This window comes from Paenibacillus sp. FSL R5-0701 (assembly GCF_037973995.1).
In the GTDB taxonomy this organism is placed as follows: domain Bacteria; phylum Bacillota; class Bacilli; order Paenibacillales; family Paenibacillaceae; genus Paenibacillus.
In genome coordinates, this window is sequence record NZ_CP150230.1 from 3,918,420 (window position 1) to 3,939,150 (window position 20,731).

Consider the following 20,731-nt stretch of genomic DNA (forward strand, 5'->3'; position numbering starts at 1 on the left):
GAGCCCTGAATGATCACTACCTCTTCGCGGAGCAATAATACCTCTTCACGGATTATTGTTGTCTCACAGCTTCTTATAAACCCTATTGGACATATGACCTCGTCGCTTAACTTGAGAATGACTGGTGAAGCATTTACATTCTCGCCAAGAAAAAGAAGTGTTGTTGGAGAATGTTTTCGTTTTTTACTTGTATAGATAAATGTGACTTATTTGATCTGTAACTCCCGTAATATTTTCCATTTAGTATGGATAAATATGTGAAGGAGTTACTTACATCATTAAACTGTCGCCTATTGAATCCAAAAGGAAGCCATATTAGATATATGGCTTCCTCGCTTAACCTGTGAATGGGCACTCAACTATGAAAAGCTTTCCAGAACGAACCTTCTGTATTAATGATGTCCTTGATCTGGAGAAAGGGAATTTTAAACGTTGGAAACCCTGCCGCATAGGGTGCGATATCATATGGGTTGAAGTAGAGATGCAGAGCATCCGCTGTGACAAAAAACGGCTGATCCGCACTAATCCCCGTATAGGTGTCCGGAAACACATACGAGTATTGAGGATCGTTTTTGATCTGATCCCCCACAATCTGGCTTAACACTTTTACGTAGTCGCTATTCGGCTTAAATAAATCCTTCAGCTCATACAACTGACCATTCGTCAGATTAATGATCGCATAGATCATCGTAGGCATACCATGCGCTGCACCCGCCGGGTAGTTATAACCTGTGAGTTGCAGTTGTAGCAATTGCTGCTGATAAAACGTAACATCAAAATCACCTGTATACGTGTAATCCAGCTGTTGATCTGCAGGGATCGGTTTAACCTGGGAGAGCTGCTTCAACTTGGCATTCAGCGCAAGCTGCTCCGCTTGGTTCGTTAATCCCTCCACCTGCGGATAATATACGAGATAGTCCCTGTTTGGTTTGTACTTCTCTTCGCGTACACGGTACGGCAGATGAAGTGGAACGATTGTATTTTGCCGCCAGATGATCTGTCCGGCCCGATTCACATACGATAAGCGCTGGTCTACATAGGCCTTAATCAGATCTGGTGCCAAGACCTCCAGCGTACCGGAACCTTCTACATGTGGATACCCAGCGGCAGGTCTTCCACTCAGATCCAACAGATAGGTATGTCTTCCATCCGATGCGGAGGCAAGGCCGTTTTTGTAATTGCCTACTTCCCGATATACGAACTCCGTAAGCCTTCTGCCATTGGTATCTGCAATCGCGTATACAGAGCCAATATACGGCTGTTCGGGATTAATTGCTTGCCCCAGCGCATAACGATGCTCGCCTAGTTCGCGAATGTCATTAAACGCGGGTTGAATAATAAACGATCCTTCCGCATTAATGACACCATAGTTCGATTTGTAATCCTCCGCTGTATTAACAATCGCTTGGCCGCCGTTAAAAGGAAATGCCGATGAAAATTTGGGCTGAATACGAATATTCCCCCGTTCGTCGATGTAGCCATATTTGCCCGATACTTCTTTTTGAAAAGCCAACAGCCCATCCCCTAGTGGTCCCACATAGGCATATGGATATGTTGCTAGCCGATGTCCATTGCGATTAATGAGTGCATATTCATTGTCCTTAATCTGCACAACTGCTTTGCCATCTTGAAAATCATTCGCCGAAGCGAACTGTGCCGGAATCACCTCATTGCCCGACGCATCCAGATAACCGTACCGACTCATCGATCCATCTGCCTGACCAGGGTTTGAATCGTAAAACAACGCTCGGCCGTCGTTCATATTCGAGATATACGGGTACGCCCGTTTGGTCAGGACAGTACCTTGTTCATTAATCATCTTAAATCCTTGAGAATCAATTGTTATTGCGCGTTCTTCGGAAAAGGAATTGATGGAATCGTATACAGGTTGAACGACATATTGCCCCTGAAGATTAATAACGCCGGCACGACCATCCTTCACAACCACAGCCAATCCATTGGGCTGAAACTCTTGCGCGTCATCCAGTACAGGCTCAAGCCGAATGTGCCCTTGGGCATCCATATACCCCCAACGCGTCCCACTCGTGGTTCGAACGGAGACTGGATATAACCTTGTTGCTACCCTGGCATGGCTTATAGGGACCATCGCCTGCTCAATTTTCTTTTCCAGCTCTTGTAGTACTTCTCTGGAAGGATACGCTTCCGGGAAACTGAGTGCCTTCCGAACGGAAGCGAGTGCTGCAGGATACTGGCCCGCATGGTACTGAGCATCCGCAAGGTAATACCAGTAAAAGATATAATCAGGATATTGCTGGGTTAGTTGCTCGTAATATTGCACCACTTTTGGATAATAGGTTGCATATACGTCCGGTGCAGGAACCCATTTCCCATTCTGCCATCGGATAATCTCCACACGATAGGCTTCCCCTGTATCATGAATCCAGAGTGCAATCTCCACCTTGCCATCTCGACCATGTGTACCAGGCATATCTATAATCTCTGCATAGCTATAATATAGATCGTCAGGCGCCAGATCTTTGAGCCCTGATTCAGTCCACTCATATACAGCAAGCTTAGACCAAATAGAACCAATCCGCCAACCGATAATGAGATTGTTCCTTGCCGTTGAAGTTACAGGGGCAGCAGTCATTAAAGTCACCCCATACCCCAATCCCTTAATTAGTGCCATCTTGATCCAATGTCCTTGAACAAATTTCAGAATGAGCAAATACAGCTCACCATTCAACTGATAGACTGCAGCAATCTCCGGCATACCGTCACCGGTAAGATCTGCCGCATAGATCGCTGGATGTTGAACAGGTTTATCAATAGTGACGACCGTTGCACCAGCCGGAATATGTTGATTCACAATTTGCGTTAACAGCGGTTCGCTCATGGACATATCAGTTTCCTCCCTTATGACCGCATTCGCCTAATGGTATGCGTCATAAATCGGGATATGACATGTAATTCATTTTATATAAGTTTTACTATTTATATTATCTATCTTGCACAATCACTTTCTCTCCATTGAGTAGCAGGTAGCTCACATCGTTCACCGGAATGGTTGTAGGGGATATCCACTTAATGAGATCCTGATCCAGCTGGAGGAAACCAGATGCTCCAGACAACTTTGTACCATCCTTCAGGTGAACTTCAATACTCAAGTCCTCCACCGGAATCTTGCTCAGTGCCTCACCTGTAAGTGTGACGCCAACTGCGGAAAGGGTTACATTTGCCTGTGAGTCTCCATTTTCATCAAGCTGAACGTTTCCTGTTTTACTCAAAGCATTTTGACTTAAGTTAAAGGTCGTTTTCCATTTCCCTTGAACAACTTCACTAATACTCGTAAAACTGCCTTGAAGTCTCAGCTTATCTAAATCGTCAACAGCAGACAGATCATACACAAACTCCTCATAATCTCCTCCGTACCCGACCCCATCTTTCATGTAATGTCCATAGCTAACGGAATATTCAGGTATATCGAGCTTTTGACCTTGCTCATCCGTGAAGTAGAAATATCCATGATTATACTCGCCTATCTCATTATCCGGATTAATCTGAATGTGTAACTTGCCCTCCACAAAACCTATATTAGAAATATGCATCCAATCAATACCGGAAACGGGGACATTTGTTACATCTTGATGCAATACCGGAATTGGATCGGTTTCCATTTGAATATCAGTTTCACCTCCCCAGCCACTTATACGATCTCGATCCAGGATATCATAGCTATTGATTTGCTTTTCTTGTAGCAACTTCTCCCAGTCCACTTGTACGTTGTAACCATCTTGTCGAGATGTACCTGACATCAGCGTATTAATCTGAACGGTAATTCGATTTTTGCTGACTTTTCCTTGAATGAGGAATCGGACAATAGCCGTTTTATTAGCTTCATCATAATGAATAATCTGAGCGTTGTTTGCATTACCTCCGGTGACCCTGTAATCATATACATCCAGCGTCTCGTCAATAAGTTGACCCGTCAGATCTGACAAAGAAACATAGATTTCCGTTGTATCTCCGTCCCTGACAGCACCTATAACCTCCATTCGAATCCCTTGATCTTCACTCACCTGATGAACAGGCTGAAGAATGCCAATCCGATCTGCACCTAGAAAATGAAGAATAGAAGGCAGGTCAATGATGCCCACCGATGCAGCTGCACCCGTAACAAGACATAACGATAACGCAGCGGTTACAGGAATATAGATGGCTTTACGATACTTTCTTCCCCTATTCATGGACTTCTTGGTCTGTGCGGATGGATCGGATGGATATAATACAGGTGGATAAAAAGATGTATCTGAACTCGTAAGGGTCGGTGGTTCATTCATCGCCAATTTATCATAGAACAACTTTTTAATATTAAAGAGGTTCTGTTCAGTAAATTCTTTTTCGGATTTTCGCATTGGATCGCCTCCTTTATTTCCTGTTCATCCACCATGTCCTCAATCGTTGCCTGGAGCGATAAAGCTTGTTATGGACTTGCCTAACGTGTAGAGACAATGCTTCCGATATCTCATGGGGTCTCTGTCCTTCGTAAAACCGACGTTTCATAATCTCCCGTTCCGGTTCTGGAAAAGATTCAATCATGTGATTAAGTTCCGTATACGTCTCTTTAGTGATCACCTGAATCAACAAATCCTCCGTTTGCACCGAATGAATCTCCTCTTCATATGTAAGCTCAGATCTTCGATTAAGTTTCCGGTAGCGATCAATCGCTTTATGTTTCGTGATTGTTGCAAGGTAATTTTTCAGGCTACTTCGCCCAGACTGGAATGCATCCGGATTCTGCCAAAAAGCAAAAAATGTATCTGCTACGCATTCTTCAATCTCTTCTGTCGATGCATGATGTAGGATGGAATGAGCAATCTTCCATAACAAACCTGCGTAGTGGTTCATCACCCATTCCATGGCTTCAGGATCACGATTCGCTACTGCCTTCCGTATCTGTTCTTCTTCCACGATTAGATGTCCCCTCCCTTCCATGCTCATATCACGAATGTTTGTATTGATCCGTGCTACCTACCTATATTCGTTTAACAAATGACTTTTACTTACTCCACGATAAAAAAGATTTGCAGTGACCTTGTGGCCTGCTGCAAATCTTCTTATATTCTATAATACATCGTTATTTATTACATCATATCGCTTCATGTGCCTTCTCATGGAGTACTAACCATTATTACGCCTCTTCTTGCACACTGAGCTGTACATATTGGGTGAGACGACAATACTGAAATAACAGCAACTCTTCATTACTTTGTCCAAGAGCCACGCTACGCCCTTCCTTGATGAGGTGATTCAACAACTCATGCAGGAAACTCATCTGCAACCGCGAGGATTCCGCTGCGAGTTGCTCAAGTACCTCAATATCCCGGATCGTAAACTGGGATAACCCGCGCAGCAGCAACTCTTCTGACCAGCCGTTAATTCTCTGCATGAACTGATTATATTCTTCCAAGTCTGCCCATCCTCCCATTTCCGATATCCAGTTTCAGACTGAGCACCGTTTGGCCCTTCAGGAAACTAATTGGGCTAATCCGTTTTGGTTCCACACGCACAAAGGCATAGAAATGTTCAAGCGATTGGGAGCCATATCCTGACTCCAGTCTTTGGATCATCACCTGCCAGTCAGATGAATACGGGAGAGTGAGTGCCAATCGTTCTCCTTCGGTACTCTCAACCGTCAGGACAAGATCCTGCGTTTGTTTGACAAAGTTATGGTCCACAATTCGAGCAACTTTGATCACAACCAATCGTTCTTTGGGAGCAGCAAACAAGTCGAACGATCGCGATTCCTCTTGAAGTACAGACGTTACGTCTTGCATGGTTTTGCCCAGATTCAACGTTTCCACACCCGTTCGTGGCAAAATCGCAAGCTTGGCACCTTCCCCGGAAGAGATCCGGCGTTCTTCATTCACTTTAACTGAATGGAATTGAACTTCTTCACCGACGAACTGGCGAAAGGTCAGATTAGGCAGCCATGGTGTGAATGCACCATAATGCTCTGTATATGAGAACTGCTGATCATCATAATATACAGCACGTACATCGCTATAAGTGTAGATTTCCTCATCATCGAAACAATAGAAATAATAGGTGATTCCACGGAATGCGGATCGTGTCTCCCACGCATCAGCTCCCAGTCCATACAGGTGAAGTGAAGGAACCGTAAAGTATTTACTTCGAAAACTGCCAATGAGCTGACTCTGCTGAATGGCAGACACCTTTTCTTCTTCAAGAACCTGGAGTGCAAGATACAGCTTGCTTACCCGATCCAACATGGATTGCATGGAGAAACGTATATGTCTGTTGAAAAACAACTGTAGTTCCCCTTGAATCCCTCGTAAACTGCGTTCTATGTCAGGCAGGTTGCCACTATGAGCAGCGATTGCCAATGTCTCCAGTTGTGCCATATAGGACTGAGGAAGGCGGACCAGTCCCGTCTTCAACAATCCTGCCAGCATAACCCGACATTCCTGCACTGTCTGAAGAGAGAACTTGGCTTCGTACACCCGTCCACTTAATGCATCCGTATCATCCAGGCCTTTTAGGTTGCGGTACCGTAGCAAAGCTTCAAGCTTGGCCATTTTCCCAGCTGTCTGCTGCACCTTACATAGTGCTTTTGCAAGATTCGGTTCCTCAGTAAAAGACACCTCGATATTCTGGGTGGTCAGATGAACCGTAAGAAGTGAATCTTCAATGATCTTAATTTCCTCTGGGTATCTCAGTCGGAAGACAACTTCCTCAATCATGGAAGAACTATACGATTTAATTAACACGGTAAGGTCAGACTCAGTCATCCAGCGAAAACGAGACTCGATCTCACGAGAAACTGAATGCGGATCTTCGCTTGAATCATCCACATTTGATACTAAGTTTGATGCTGATTCTGTTACTGATACGTTTTTTGGTACGTCCAATGGATCATTATCCGATATCCCTGAGTCCTTATCCAGCGCATGCTTCTTGTCTGCATTCATTGAATCCTCTGCCGTATATTCCCGTTGATCATACAGAATTGCAATAAGCACATGCTTGCAGATATGATCGGCCGGGCAGGAGCATTCCCAATGATCCAGCGTATTTTCAAGCGTACATTGTGTCCCGTCACTGAGCTGACAACTCACAGATGATGCATTCCATGTGTACGTTACACTTACACCATTGTCCAACTCTTTCAAAGACCTTTTGTACAACCCCTTGTTGGCATACCGAATCAAATAATCCTCCGTACACTGCTTCGAAAAAATCCGGAATTTTTCCTTGAATCCATTCACGTCATCAACGCCCCGTTGCTCTCAGAATGTCGTAGATCGTTTCACTGAACACGCGACCTGGAACGTTTCCTAGAGCAATGGGTTTGTTGTCACCATAGTAATAATATTGCTTGTTATTCGGTTTGAAGAAATGAAGGGATTCCAGGGTAATGTCATCCAATCCCTCGTAATACGTGATGCTCGTACCGCTGAATTGCAATTCTGCAACAAGATCTCCGTACTCTTTATAAAATTCATGATACCAGCCGCCGTCCTGTGCCGGTCCTTTGATCCAACCGTATTTCTCCAGTGCTTTGGGGAAAGCCGTTGGTGAAAAATCAGACTCGGGCAGATGATCGTATTCATTCTTCGTTTTATCCTCATCTTCCGGCTGGTGAATCTCACGATTCAATTGCTCGAATGGCTGCTTGATCTCGTAATCCTCCAACTGCGTTGTCCAACCTTCAAGTGTCGCCTGATCCAGCTCCAACGGGTGTATAAGTCCCACTTGTGCACCTGAAGGCAGATCAACCTCGTCTTCATCCACGGAATTGAAGGTGCCGTCCTCCATATAACGGAACGTACTGATTAATGCGCCATCCTCATACGTTCCCCAGATCAGACCAACAGCAAATTTTTGCATGATTACATTTTGTACAAACAGTGCTTTCCACTCATCGGCAGACCACAGACGTTGCTTGGACAATGACTCTTCAAGACGCTGCGCCTGAATGTTAACCATGGATTTGAGATCTTTTTTCAGCTGTGTGAAACGTGCCTTGGACTGCGCTGCCAATTCAGGATCATCTTTCTGTGCAGGAGCAGGAAGACTCTTCACGGATTTTCCTGTTTCTTCATTTAAGACAACGACCTGTAAGTCTCCATTGACCTTAACCAGGAAGGAGCGCTCTCCGTAACTCAGCTGCATGGTTCCTTTTTCATCAAAACCAAGTGTAGTGACCAGCCGATCTTCGAGTTGTTCCGAGGTAAGTCCCATATTATCCGCTGCAAGCTGCAACGCTTCCTCGGCTGCACCTTTCACCTGACGGTTCTTCACCCCACGTTTGATTTTGTCAATCGCCATAAGAGCGGATGGATCTTTCAGATAAGCGAGCACTTTTACAGCATCTGCTGCAATCGCGCCACGACTGTTTTCTGTCCATTCCTTAATTTGCGGAGCCAAAATATTCACAATCTGAATATCACCAAAGAGTGCTGAAACATACATCACCCACTTTTCTTTCGCGGGGGCACCTTCTTGAATCCAGACCTGAAGCAATTCACTTGCAAAACGAGCGAGCGATGCCTCACTTACGTAATCTCGTAATTCATTCAACCGTTCATTAGGACCGGATGTATGATCCAATGATTGGACCAAAGCATACTGTTTAATCCGGTCATCTAAAGGCTGATTGTCTTCAATACGTATCAGTGAAGGGAGGTCTTTCAGAGACAACCAGCTTAATCTGGACAGCTTTTTGCTATCTGCCTGATCAGCGAGCGCAGCATGAGCATACTCCGGGCTCAGATCTGCGGTATCCAGCAGAATTTGGATCAAGCTCTTCCACTCATCGGACTTCTCTTTTTTCAAAAGCTCACCATACAGCTCCTTGCTGTTTTCCAAACTGCGGATCGCGGTCAAAGCCATCTCTTTGATCGCCACTTTTTTCTCCGAGAGGTATACGAGCGTATACAAGTCCTGATCCGGAATACGGTTGAATTCCGCTAACGCCACGCCGTTGGCCTTTTTGGAAGAATCCTGCAGTCCGGCACGAATCGCTTCAGCCAATATTTTCTTCGATAACTCATCACGCTGCTCAAAGGTTATCTCCAGAATTAAAATGCGCGTATCTGTTGGCAGTTTCTTGTACTGTGTCAGTGCATAGTCCAGATTCTGCTGAATGATTCGGCGGTATTCGTCATGCGGCATCGATTTGTATCTGTAGTCGGTCATGCCATTGAGTGAGATCAGGCTGGTTAGCAATTTCTCACGTTGCACCTCAGGGTCTTGCCCGTAACGTTGAAGCAGCTGCTCTCCACTAAAAGCGTATGAATTGTACATGTCCGAGATAATATCCAGTGTCCAATCGGGATGAGTGGTCAGGATTGCGAACCTGCGCATCGCCTCCGAATCCAAGGGCAGAAAACTAATACTAATGAGGTTGTGAACACGCTTCTTATCCCGATTCAGTTGATTAAACATCCCACGACTATTTGGGTCCTCCCAATATTCCTCCAGGGTGTTTTCCCCACTTAAGTATCTTGCAATCGCAAGTCCTTGACGTCCCCCGTCCAAAGGATGCCGAAGAGCGTTAAATACCGCTTGCTCCAGTGACCCCTCCGCATTAGGCAATGTCAATCCTTGATCCTCCATGAATTTCTGAATGCAGAGTTTGAGGAATGGCGGTTTGATAATCTCGTATGCTCGAATCGCTTGTTCAGGACGATTCGCGATCGCGGATTGTAACATGTTCCAAGATACCGTGTACGAATTAAGCTCGTCCCGCAACATTTCAACCAACTGATAAGGTTCATCCAGAGGCACAAGTCCAGCAAGCAGATCATTTGGACTCTTGGCTCTAGGGTCCATACTCAGCAAGTAACGGCGAACTTCAAGTGGATAAATCTCATGTAATTGATGTATTGTGTGAAGCAAAACATGTCCAATCTCACTGTTCGTATCAAGGAATCGTTGTTTACCTCCGCTAATGTTAATCAGGTACAACAAGGTACCACTCACAAGCACCATAGTTTGATGGAATACAGTGTGTGAACATTGCTCTTTTGAAGAGAAAGACGTATTGGGATACAGTTCAGCTATGAGCTGACTACGCTTCTCCTTGAGGAATTCATCCTTCAATTCTTGGAAAGATCCGTTATGTTTTCCTTGAATATTACTGACCACTACAGGTTCAATCAACGTATGTAGCTCGTCCCGCAACTTATCTGGATCATTAGCCATTACATGTTGAAACAACACTGGTAACGATTGAACAGAAGATTGAACCTCTGCAAGATGAGAAGCCGTGTCACTGAGTCTTGAATATAATTGCAGCAGCATTAATGCATTAATTACATCCCGGTAATCCCCTTGACTGTCCGCTTTTTTGGAATCAAAAAGCCACTGGGCACGCTTTAATTTACTCTTTAATTCAGTCAGAATTTCGTTCTCGCCTGCAAACTGTTTGATCTTCTCCAACCGGGCCAACAATCCATCCATGCGACCAGCGCTTTTACTCTTCCCGCTTAATCCGTAAGCTTCGGAGTCATTTCCCATACAGACAGTAAAGGCATCCGTTCTCCATGAATTTCTTTTGGAATAATTGGATTCCAGATATATCACAATAGCCCCGGCACGGTAAAAGATATCTCCATCGTCTTTTTTGGCAAGCTTCATGAGCAGATCAATCGTTTGATACACATAATGACTCGAATTTCCCATCATATCCGGGAACTTGTCTGTCGTTCCCAAGACGTAATCGATAATTTCGGAGCTGCGATCTGTTTTTAATGAATACTCGTTTGAACAGGTTACTGCGAATTTCTCCACCAAAGTTTCAACTGCGCGGTCTGCGGTAAGCATTACACATTCCTCCTTGAATTTAAGTGATGATCTCGCCAATCCAATCCGCGAGTTCGTTAGGCGTAATTGCGGCTACATGTGCGCCCATATTCGTTAACGTCTGTGCAGCATGTTTGTTATAGACTGAATCCCCGTTAAAATCGAGTGCAGTGAGAACCAGTAGCTTGCATCCTGTATCTATGATATCTTTACAGGCTTTGTACATTTGCGCGATCGGGTACCCTTCCTCCAGATCACTGACCAGAATAAAGATGGTTTTGCCTGGATTATCGATTAACGTCTCGCCATAACGCAGCGCTTTGGTAATATGTGTGCCCCCGCCGAGCTGTACATTCATGAGCACGTCTACGGGGTCTTCCAACCTGTCGCTCAGATCAACAACCTGCGTATCAAATATGAATAATTGGGTGCGCAGTGCATTCAAGCGATAGAAGATGCTGGCCATCACCGAACTGTAGATGACTGAATCCAGCATACTGCCACTCTCGTCCACACCAATGATGATGTTCCACTTGTTATGGGGCTGAATATTCCCATCGAAATACAGACGATCAATCACAAACCTGCGCTTGTTTTTATCGTAATTCTTCAAATTCTTGGTGATGGTTCGCTTGAAATTCAGATTGCGTAAGGATCGCACTGAACTGGAGGTATAGCGACTGCGCTTGCCCATGATACTCGCTCGGGTCTGAGATTCCAGCTTGCTGCGTAGCTCTTCAACCACGGTTCGCACAATATCCTTGGCGCTCTTTAACACCTCACCTTTCATCCGTCCTTTGAACTGCATAATGTTCTTGAGCAGATTCATGTTTGGTTCAAGGGATTCAAGCAGCTTTTTGTCCGTTAACAATTCTGTCAGCCCATAACGATCAAGCGCCTGTTTTTCCAATATTTCTACCGTTGGTTTGGGGAATAGATCCCTGACCTTGTGCAGCCATTTCGGTACAGTCAGGTTAGACGCACCGCGTCCTCCCTCTTTTCGATAACCTTGTTCTTCACCGTATTCACGGTTATAGAGATACCCCAGAATCTCATCGATTTCCGTATATTGAAATTCAGCCGAAGTGTATTGGTCTGTATTACACAACCCTTCTTCAGCGGATTCACCGAGAATCAGACGCCATCGATTTAAAGTTTCAGCAGAATGATGATCCCCTCGGTTTCTTCCATCCAGATTGGAGGGTTCATCTATTTCTCCGATTTCTTCCGTTGTCCGATTCGCTTCATTCATATTAGCTTCCATGCGGCAAACTCCTTTCGAAGCGCTTCGTCCCATGCTTTGGACTGGATCAGCATCTGCTCATCTACCGCAGGCCTCAACATTTCCTCTGGTTCAACCTGATGCAGACTCGCCACCCGCTCGGCAATCAAGCCCGTCTCCATGGGTGTAAAGTAGGTGAATGCCAGCCTTAATTCCGGTACCATACTGATGAAGTCGTCGTATGACAGCTGATCAATCAGATAGTTCAACTCGGACAACAGCTGATCTTCATACAAAAAAGCGTCACGTGCTACAGTGAATACTCCCTGTAAAAAAAGTGCCGTTTGACGGGTCTGATCCGGTGTACCATGGATATACCCACGAGCACGATCAACAATCTCATCCCTGGGCCTGTCACCGAGCCCTGAGGAAATAGCCACACACACACCCTCCAGCTGAGCCGGAAGCTGGTGATCCGACAGAAGCTCATTCAGATGTATTCGGAATGTCTCATCCTGAAAAGACCCCTCTGATGACTCCGCGAGCATGGCTAGCAGCTTCAATCCCTGAATAATGGCTTCATGTTCATCCGGATTGGCTCTGGAGAGCTGTAACAACTTGTCCACGGCGTTTCTATAAGCTTCGAATACCAGGTCAGGAAGATGTTGCTCGTCAAATAATCCCAGCAACCTGCGGTGTTGATGAATTCGGTTCAAGACATGCAGACTATTACATAGGGATAGAAAATTCCCGTCCGTTCTCAGCGCTGAGCGGACCTGTTCATAGAGTTTCATCGCTGTGTCCTGAAGCCCCATAAGTAACGCTTGAAGCATGAGTCGGGCAAGTTCACCGCTATGATGATCCGGTATTTCTTGCATCTGTTCTTCCATTTTGCGTGTAGCCGCTCCAGCAAGCGTTCCGCCATAGAGAGAGTTTTCTATCAATCTGGCTTCAATACGGGAGGAGTACATATAAATCCAGGTTTCGCGAACAAGATTCATATCACGCTCTGCGATCCAGTCCGGCCCCGATTGCCGTTTTGCGAATTCCGGAACCAGATAGGTGATGCACTGAATCAATTGACTTATCTGACGATGCTCCGGTTTTGCATACAGATCCAGCACTTTCTTGTGTTGTCCTGTTGTGCGGATCTGCAGTTTGTACTCTGTACAACGCGCCTTGAAGTCCTCCACGATGGGAATACTGAATGAATTGGGAGCCACGCTTCCAATGACGTCTCCTGTCAATAACTGCTGCAGCTCTTGCAGCGGTTTATCGGTCGCCAAGGTAAGTTCCCCCTTCACAAAGGAAGAGAGTGCTGCATCCATCAACTCATAGACGCCGCCTTCCCTTTTACCCCGAAGCCCGGCAAGACCTTGAATCATACTGTATGCCTCAATTGCATCACTGGTTGATACATGTTCGTGTCCGTCCCGTAATTGGCGCATCAGCCGGGATAACAAGTCCAGAGCTGTTAGATTATATGGTGTACTCTTTTTGCGAAGCAGCTGGTTCCAGATCTGATCGTAATAATTTACATAAGGCATGCCGCTCGCATATCCATTGAGCCGATCCGCTTCAGCAAAGGTATAGACCATCGGGTACATTTGTTGGTGAACCGTATCTGGATTCACCGCACTTTGTTGAGACGTACCTGGTTTACCTTGTCCATCCAAACGTTGGTCTGCATGCTGTTTATCCATTTCTGGCTGTTCCAATTGGGATTCATGTTTCTCTGACATCAACAGTCCATACGTATGAAATCCACCGGTAATGACAAGCACACGGTCATGTTCCTGCACCGCTTGATTAATATGTTGTTTCATATGTGATTCTCTTGCCAGATCACCTGAAGACTGTAATCGTTCCGTGGAATAACACATTCGGGATAAAGTACAATACGTGAATACATCCTGCACGAATTCCTCAGTAGATTTCTCCAGGCCACCGATCTCAAACATCTTTTCCCACAATTCATCAAAACTGCGGCAGTTTGTTTTTTGACACAACCGGTTAATGAAGTCAGACCCCGCAAGCAAGGTTTCGTCCTGGATGGAGATCTCCTTTTGTTCTGTCTGGCCGGATTTGGATGCACGAGTGGAGAAGTGTTGGTAGTCCAAGTCAATAAACTTCGCCGGAATATCCAACCGTTTTGCTTCTTTCAAAGCTACATATTCAGGCGAATACCGAAGCATCGGATAATAGCAGGCTTCTCTCTCCAATTCACTCTCGTAGGTATAGTACAGACTGACAGGAGGTAAGGTTGCCTCATCACTCAGCACCGGAATTAACGGATTGCCACTCTCTGGTCCTTCGATCAGAATGATATCCGGCTTGTACTCCCCGATTAATCGTAACAAGTGATATGAACATGCAGGGCTATGGTGTCGTATTGGATAATAAACCGTAGGATTACTCAGGTTATACACCTGGGATTCGAACAAGGATTGTAACTGCTCAACATCAGGGTCCAGAACTGCTGTTAACCGATCCATTTTCTCTCCTCATAATAGTCCTTCCACATTCCCTCTTCTCTGGAACGTTCTTTTACGACCTTGGAGAAGTAGGTTTTGAGAATGGACAGATCCTTGTCGTTTTCCTTCGCAATGGTGCCCAGCATGTTCTGCACCAACCGATCCAATGCAATAGCTTTATCTTCGTAATAATAGGAAGTCATCGCACTCTGAACATAGACAGACACTGCTTCCGCCGTACTCATGGATGCTTGAGGGGTGTCGAGCTTGTAGCCTTCCCGTGTCATGCCGGTGCGCAGTTCCATGAATGTTGTAGCCAGCAATTCAACTACGTCCGGGTTAATGTCAATATCAATTCCACTATGTAATAACAGGCTTCGTGCCTGGGACTCAATGATTTTGGCTTCCATCTTCACGTTATGAATGGGCTTGATCGTTTCGAAATTGAACCGCCGTTTCAATGCACCACTCATTTCGTTAACACCTTTATCCCGAATATTGGCTGTAGCAATGACGTTAAATCCCGGTTGGGCAAATAGTACACCACCATCCAGTTCAGGAATGCTCATGACCTTGTCACTGAGAATACTGATCAGACTATCCTGCGCTTCCGCGGGACAACGTGTAATCTCTTCAAAACGGGTAAGAATACCTTTCTTCATTCCGTTATATAACGGCGATGGTACAAGTGCGGCTTCCGAAGGGCCTTTATCAAGCAGCATGGCGTAATTCCAGGAATACTTGATCATATCCTCTGTTGTGCCTGCTGTACCTTGAATCGTGTTCAGACTGGTTCCGGAGATTGCTGCGGTCAGTAGTTCGCTAAGCATGGTCTTGGCTGTCCCGGGTTCTCCCACGAGCATTAATCCTCGATTGCCTGCCAGAGTAACCACTGCACGTTCAATTAACACGTCATTGCCATAGAATTTGCGGGTAATCGGGATCTCTTCTCCATTCAATAATGCAGGCTTATCCCTGCCTATAATAAAATCGCGCACATAGGCGGGAGATAACAGCCAGTTCGGGGGACGTTTGCCCTGATCTTCCTCTTGCAGCGCGCGTAATTCAACCTCGTATAATGTCTCGGCGGGTGGTTTAAGCATCTCCATCGTCAAGGTGTCTCCTCTCACATAAACAGATCGTATGTTCTTATTCCTATCATTTTATCACAGCACTCGAACAACTACCCGGTAAAACGATAAAAATGGTTGAAACGTCCTTCTTATCAGCACTCTTCCTAAGTCCATGGACATAGCCTCTAGCGCAAGTATGAAGGTGAACCATCCTTACAGCCGTGCCAACACATTGGTTTCGGATCCGATTCAGCATGCTTATTACCCATGTATACGCATTGTAGGCCATATGAGCTCAGGATTCATTACACTTTCGATCATGTGTTTCAACCAAATGAAGCCGAATATCACAAAGAAAACACAGGCCATTAGCTGCCTGTGTCTTCTTATATGTTCAAATTTCGCCCAACATCTATGAATTTTAATCGAAACTAACCAATCTCTCAGAAGTCTCTACTTACATTCTACGCCCACACGAAGCGGAATACAGCTTGTACCAATCATATCGGGTTAGCTCAACCTTTGTCGCGTCACGGCAGGCCAGAATCCGCTCTGGTCGAATTGAACCAATCACGGGCTGAATACCTGCTGGATGCTTCATTAACCAAGCCAATACGATGGATTCAGGTGTAACTCCACGCTCCTTAGCCATTCGATCAACCAATTGAGCCGTATGCTCAATCTCTGCGCGCTGTCCCTCAACCACCCTGCCAGTAAATCGCCCCTGAGCTAGTGGACCCCAAGCCTGCAGTTGAATATGCTCTGCCTGACAATATTCCATCGTGCCATAGGGAAAAATATTGTCTCTGGCTTGCGGCCGATTTACCGTCACACCAGCTTCTACGAATCCGATTTTGTCCAGACTCATCTCCAGCTGGTTCACAATCAGAGGTACTTTACTATGAAGCTGAAGAAGGCGAATCTGTTCAGAACCCATGTTGGACACACCAAAATGTCGTACTTTACCGGAATGATGCAGCTCAGCCAGTGCTTCTCCAATCTCTTGCGGATGCGCAAGTGGATCAGGACGGTGTAACAGCAAAATATCCAGATAATCGATCCCGAGCCGTTCCAGGATACCGTCCACACTCGCCAGGATATGTGCACCTGAGGTGTCATAACGCTGCGGTCCTTCATCATCACCTACAAGACGTATACCACACTTCGACTGTATAATGATCTGTTCACGCAAGCCGGGAGTTTCGGATAAAACTCGCCCCAAGACATGCTCTGCCTTACCACGTGTGTAAATATCAGCCAGATCAAAGTGATTAATGCCTATTTCGATAGCTGCTTCTACCGCTCGATGACCTTCTATTACAAGATCTGAAGTAATGGGGAGCCCATCCCATTCACCCCCAAACCGCATACACCCAAGAACAATTCGACTTGTCGGAATCTGGTGATGATGCAAAGGAAGTTGTGCGTAAGACATGTCAGCGTTCACCTCATTTTCATTTTTACCAAGCATAATAACCGATTCTCTCTACCATGTCTTCTTCCATCTTCCTCTATTTTCCTGCTCTATCATCCATATGAAGAAAAAACAAGGTTTCAAAAGCTTGTGTATTGAATATATAGAGGGTGCAGGTATTATGCAGGAATACGAGAGGAGATTTTGCATTTGAACCCGAATGAAGCCAACGAGTTCTCAAAGCCAGCTTTTTTCACGAAAGAATTCACGCATAACCCTTACCCTGTCTATGAAAAGTTAAGAAAAGATGAGCCCGTTTTCAGAATCATGTTTCCTCATGGCGAATTCGGCTGGATTATTACCCGATACGAGGACGCAGTCCAGATCCTGAAAGATCCTCGCTTCAGCAAAGACATGGTCCGACGTTACGGCGCTGAGAATCAAAGCATCTTCTCCAATAATATGTTGTTCTCCGATCCGCCGGATCATAAACGTCTTCGGGGACTTGTGCAGAAAGCATTCACACCCAAGCTGGTCGCAGACATGCGGAGCCATATTCAGGACATTGCTGATGAACTGCTGGACAACCTCCCGTCACAGGAAAAAATGAATCTGATCGATGACTTTGCCTTCCCGCTGCCCATCATTGTCATTAGTGAAATTCTGGGAGTCCCTCTTGAGGATCGTGACAAATTCCGCATCTGGTCCAATACGATTATTGATGCTTCCATAGCCGAGAGCGCCGAGCTGTTTGAGCAGCATGCCAGGGAGTTTACGGATTACCTGACGGCCTGGTTTGCGAAAGTTCGCCAAGATCCCGGCACTGATCTGATCAGCCAGCTCGTCATTGCGGAAGAATCCGGGCAGCAGTTAACTGAACAAGAACTGCTTGGCGTTGTCTCCTTATTAATTATTGCCGGTCATGAAACAACCGTGAATCTGATTGGAAATGGGATTCTCGCCCTGCTGGAGCATCCGGAGCAACGCGAACTGCTCATCAACCAGCCCGAGCTTATTCACAACGCCATTGAAGAGATGCTTCGCTATAACGGACCGGTGGAGTTCAGCACATCCCGCTGGGCTCTGGAAGATATTGAATTCCATGGACAACGTATCGCTCAAGGTGATCTTGTCATTGTTGCGCTTGATTCCGCGAACCGGGACGAACAGCAGTTTAAGGATGCTGATATTTTTGATATCACACGCGAGAAGAGTTCGCATCTGGCTTTTGGCAAAGGCATTCATCTCTGCCTGGGTGCACCGCTTGCTCGTCTGGAAGGTGAGATTGCAGTCAGCACACTTCTGAATCGTTTTCCAAATATACAGCTTCAGGCAGATGTGAATGAACTGGAATGGAGACCTGGTATGAATGTTCGTGGTGTCAAGGAAATCCCGGTTCAACTAAAATAATGGCTAAATATGAATAAATGAAAGTGAGGCACCTTACATCATGGAAATGAACACCTTGGTATGGATCGTTCTGCTGCTTCTTATCCTTGTGTTACTGGTCAGAGTCACCAGCCTGCAACGCCAATTGAATGAATTGAAAAGAGATGTGGAGCGTCTGGAGAACGGTTCAACCGCAGGCGCACGCTCCGACTTCAATTACACCTTGTCGCCGAAGGAAGCATCTCCTTCCCACACTAGCCAACCAGCCCAAACGGATCTGGATCAGGAACTGCTTACACTTATACAACAAGGGAAAAAAATTATGGCGATCAAACGACTGCGTGAAGCCAGAGGTCTTTCGTTGAAGGAAGCCAAAGACTATGTTGATTCCCTAGATCAGTAATATACAACTCACATAACTCTCGGGGGAAGTCACTCCAGACTTTCTGCTGTTAACACAGACGCAGTAGAAAGTATGGAATCTTCGTCCGAGAGTTTACTTTTCAAACGACATATGCTACTGTATTTCTATATTACTAGAAATAAGAAATAAAGACGAAAGGACCGATCATTATGCAATCAAACTCAAATGAGATTGAACAAGTCGTCAAAATTCATAAAGCGCTGGGCGAACAAACACGCTACAAAATCATTCAGATTTTATCGGGCGAAAGCAACCTGTGTCCCGCCGATCTGGAGAGCCGCCTTGTTACGGTTGCCCTATCGACTCTGTCTCATCACCTGAAACAGCTGTCCGATTGTGGTCTGCTTACATCGCAGAAGAAAGGTACCTATATCTACTACAGCCTAAACACGGAGACTGCACAAAAGTTTGTTCCCTATCTGCTAAATAAATAAAAAAATTTGAGTTATATTTCTATATAATTAGAAACATTGAAACAAGGCACAATATTTATTAGTAAAACTAGGTCACCTACGTTTACGCTTATAACAATATTCATTATCTAGGTTGTAGCATTACCATTCGCGCAGATGGGTTGCATTCAGAGCATTCATGTCTTGTTCTATCGTCTTTATTTCTATATTTCTAAAAATATAATAATTATAATCAGAAAGAGGTTATGTTTCCATGTCTTCTACGCTCAAAATCTATGTTCTTGCCTTGGTCAGTTTCCTTGTGGGAACGTCCGAATATGTCATTGCCGGTATTTTGGATCGTATTGCACATACGATGAATATCTCTTTAATCGCTGCCGGACAGCTCATTACGATTTTTTCACTCGTATATGCGCTCGGTACACCTGTCATTATTGCACTGACTTCGCGCTGGGACCGTCGCAAGCTGTTGCTGTACTTCCTTGGTCTATTCGTTGTGGCTAATGTTCTTGCCTACCTGTTGCCGGGTTATGGACTGTTCGTCGCAGCACGAGTATTGATGGCTTTGGGCGCGGGTGTTGTAGTTGTCACAGCATTAACGGTTGCTTCCCAAATAGCAGCGGAGGGCAAACAAGCTAGCGCAATCGCCACAGTAATCACTGGATTTACGGCTTCTTTGATCGTTGGCGTTCCGCTCGGAAGGCTTGTGGCTGCATCTTGGGATTGGAAGCTTGTTTTCGCCGGTATCGCCGTTCTTGGCATTCTCGCCATGCTGGTGATCGCGGCCGCCATTCCGCCTTCCAAAGCAGAAGCGCCTGTTCCACTGAAGAAACAACTGTCTTTGCTCAAACAGCCACGAATTGTATTGGCACTGCTGGTGACATTTTTCTGGTTAGGTGGGTATTCCATTGCCTACACGTATATTTCACCTTACCTTGTATCCGTTTCAGGAATGAGCGAAGCACTACTCAGTTCAGCTTTACTCGCATTTGGCATAGCAAGCCTGATCGGTTCAAAAGTTGGAGGATTCGGTGCTGACCGATGGGGTGTCAAACGAACGCTGATCACAGGCATGACTTTGCATATCGTGAGTCTGGTCCTATTGAATATAACGACAAGCTCTCATCTCGCTGTCTTCCTTGTTCTGATTTTGTGGTCTTTTGCCGCCTGGTCTTCGGGTCCAACTCAGCAATATAACCTGGTCACCATGGCTCCGGAATCCTCAGGCATTATGCTTAGCCTCAACAGTTCGGTGATGCAACTGGCGATGGCTGCCGGCGCAGGTATTGGCGGAATCGCGGTCAGCAGCGTTTCATTGTCATCCATTACCTGGATTGGCGCTGTCGGGGTCGCTGTTGCCGTCATCATCGTTATAGGCTCGTATCGTTCAGCATCTGTAAAAAGTATACAAACCAATACAACGCACAACGTTGCATAATATGCATTCCTAGTACAAAAAACAAACCAAAAAGAGAGGCACTGTATGTATACAGCAACCTCTCTTTAACCATTTTAACGGCTATTCTATTAC

Annotated in this window: 14 protein-coding genes; 4 read left to right on the forward strand and 10 right to left on the reverse strand. The window is 45.6% G+C overall.

Going from position 1 to position 20,731, the window contains the following annotated elements:
- Positions 1–355 precede the first annotated feature (355 nt).
- The 10 genes from MKZ13_RS17210 to MKZ13_RS17255 all read right to left on the reverse strand — a co-directional run bounded on the left by MKZ13_RS17210 (position 356) and on the right by MKZ13_RS17255 (position 16,995).
- The gene (locus tag MKZ13_RS17210; protein WP_339176936.1) at positions 356–2,863 is read right to left on the reverse strand and encodes a WG repeat-containing protein; all 2,508 of its coding nucleotides are present in this window, start codon (positions 2,861–2,863) and stop codon (positions 356–358) included.
- Positions 2,864–2,960: 97 nt separating this feature from the next.
- Entirely contained in the window at positions 2,961–4,376 is a 1,416-nt protein-coding gene (locus MKZ13_RS17215) for a hypothetical protein (RefSeq protein WP_339176937.1), read from the reverse strand.
- A 13-nt stretch (positions 4,377–4,389) separates the two neighbouring features.
- Positions 4,390–4,932, reverse strand: a complete 543-nt coding sequence (locus tag MKZ13_RS17220; protein WP_339176939.1) for a sigma-70 family RNA polymerase sigma factor — start codon at positions 4,930–4,932, stop codon at positions 4,390–4,392.
- A gap of 220 nt (positions 4,933–5,152) precedes the next feature.
- Positions 5,153–5,431 (reverse strand): hypothetical protein, encoded by a 279-nt coding sequence (locus MKZ13_RS17225; protein ID WP_221821486.1) that lies wholly within the window; start codon positions 5,429–5,431, stop codon positions 5,153–5,155.
- A complete protein-coding gene (locus MKZ13_RS17230) occupies positions 5,418–7,250 on the reverse strand; it encodes a hypothetical protein (protein ID WP_339176942.1) in 1,833 nt (610 codons plus the stop codon). The genes MKZ13_RS17225 and MKZ13_RS17230 overlap by 14 nt, the downstream gene beginning before the upstream one ends.
- A 4-nt stretch (positions 7,251–7,254) precedes the next feature.
- Positions 7,255–10,812 (reverse strand): DUF4132 domain-containing protein, encoded by a 3,558-nt coding sequence (locus tag MKZ13_RS17235; RefSeq protein WP_339176943.1) that lies wholly within the window; start codon positions 10,810–10,812, stop codon positions 7,255–7,257.
- Positions 10,813–10,831: 19 nt separating this feature from the next.
- Complete coding sequence (locus MKZ13_RS17240; protein WP_339176944.1) at positions 10,832–12,055, reverse strand: VWA domain-containing protein; 1,224 nt, start codon at positions 12,053–12,055, stop codon at positions 10,832–10,834.
- Entirely contained in the window at positions 12,040–14,508 is a 2,469-nt protein-coding gene (locus MKZ13_RS17245) for a DUF5682 family protein (RefSeq protein WP_339176946.1), read from the reverse strand. The genes MKZ13_RS17240 and MKZ13_RS17245 overlap by 16 nt, the downstream gene beginning before the upstream one ends.
- Positions 14,496–15,596 carry an AAA family ATPase gene (locus MKZ13_RS17250; RefSeq protein ID WP_339176948.1) on the reverse strand — a complete coding sequence of 367 codons (1,101 nt, stop codon included), beginning with the start codon at positions 15,594–15,596 and terminating at the stop codon, positions 14,496–14,498. The genes MKZ13_RS17245 and MKZ13_RS17250 overlap by 13 nt, the downstream gene beginning before the upstream one ends.
- A 421-nt stretch (positions 15,597–16,017) precedes the next feature.
- Positions 16,018–16,995 (reverse strand): aldo/keto reductase, encoded by a 978-nt coding sequence (locus MKZ13_RS17255; protein WP_339176950.1) that lies wholly within the window; start codon positions 16,993–16,995, stop codon positions 16,018–16,020.
- Positions 16,996–17,184: 189 nt separating this feature from the next.
- On the opposite strand from MKZ13_RS17255, the gene MKZ13_RS17260 reads away from it, so the two are divergent.
- The 4 genes from MKZ13_RS17260 (at position 17,185) to MKZ13_RS17275 (ending at position 20,638) form a co-directional block, all read left to right on the forward strand.
- Positions 17,185–18,384 carry a cytochrome P450 gene (locus MKZ13_RS17260; protein WP_339176951.1) on the forward strand — a complete coding sequence of 400 codons (1,200 nt, stop codon included), beginning with the start codon at positions 17,185–17,187 and terminating at the stop codon, positions 18,382–18,384.
- Positions 18,385–18,424: 40 nt separating this feature from the next.
- Positions 18,425–18,766, forward strand: coding sequence for a ribosomal protein L7/L12 (locus tag MKZ13_RS17265; protein ID WP_237174968.1), 342 nt, complete (start codon positions 18,425–18,427; stop codon positions 18,764–18,766).
- A gap of 170 nt (positions 18,767–18,936) precedes the next feature.
- Positions 18,937–19,221 (forward strand): metalloregulator ArsR/SmtB family transcription factor, encoded by a 285-nt coding sequence (locus MKZ13_RS17270; RefSeq protein WP_036613842.1) that lies wholly within the window; start codon positions 18,937–18,939, stop codon positions 19,219–19,221.
- A gap of 232 nt (positions 19,222–19,453) precedes the next feature.
- Positions 19,454–20,638: an MFS transporter gene (locus MKZ13_RS17275; protein WP_339176952.1), complete on the forward strand. Its 1,185-nt coding sequence runs from the start codon at positions 19,454–19,456 to the stop codon at positions 20,636–20,638.
- Positions 20,639–20,731 lie beyond the last annotated feature (93 nt).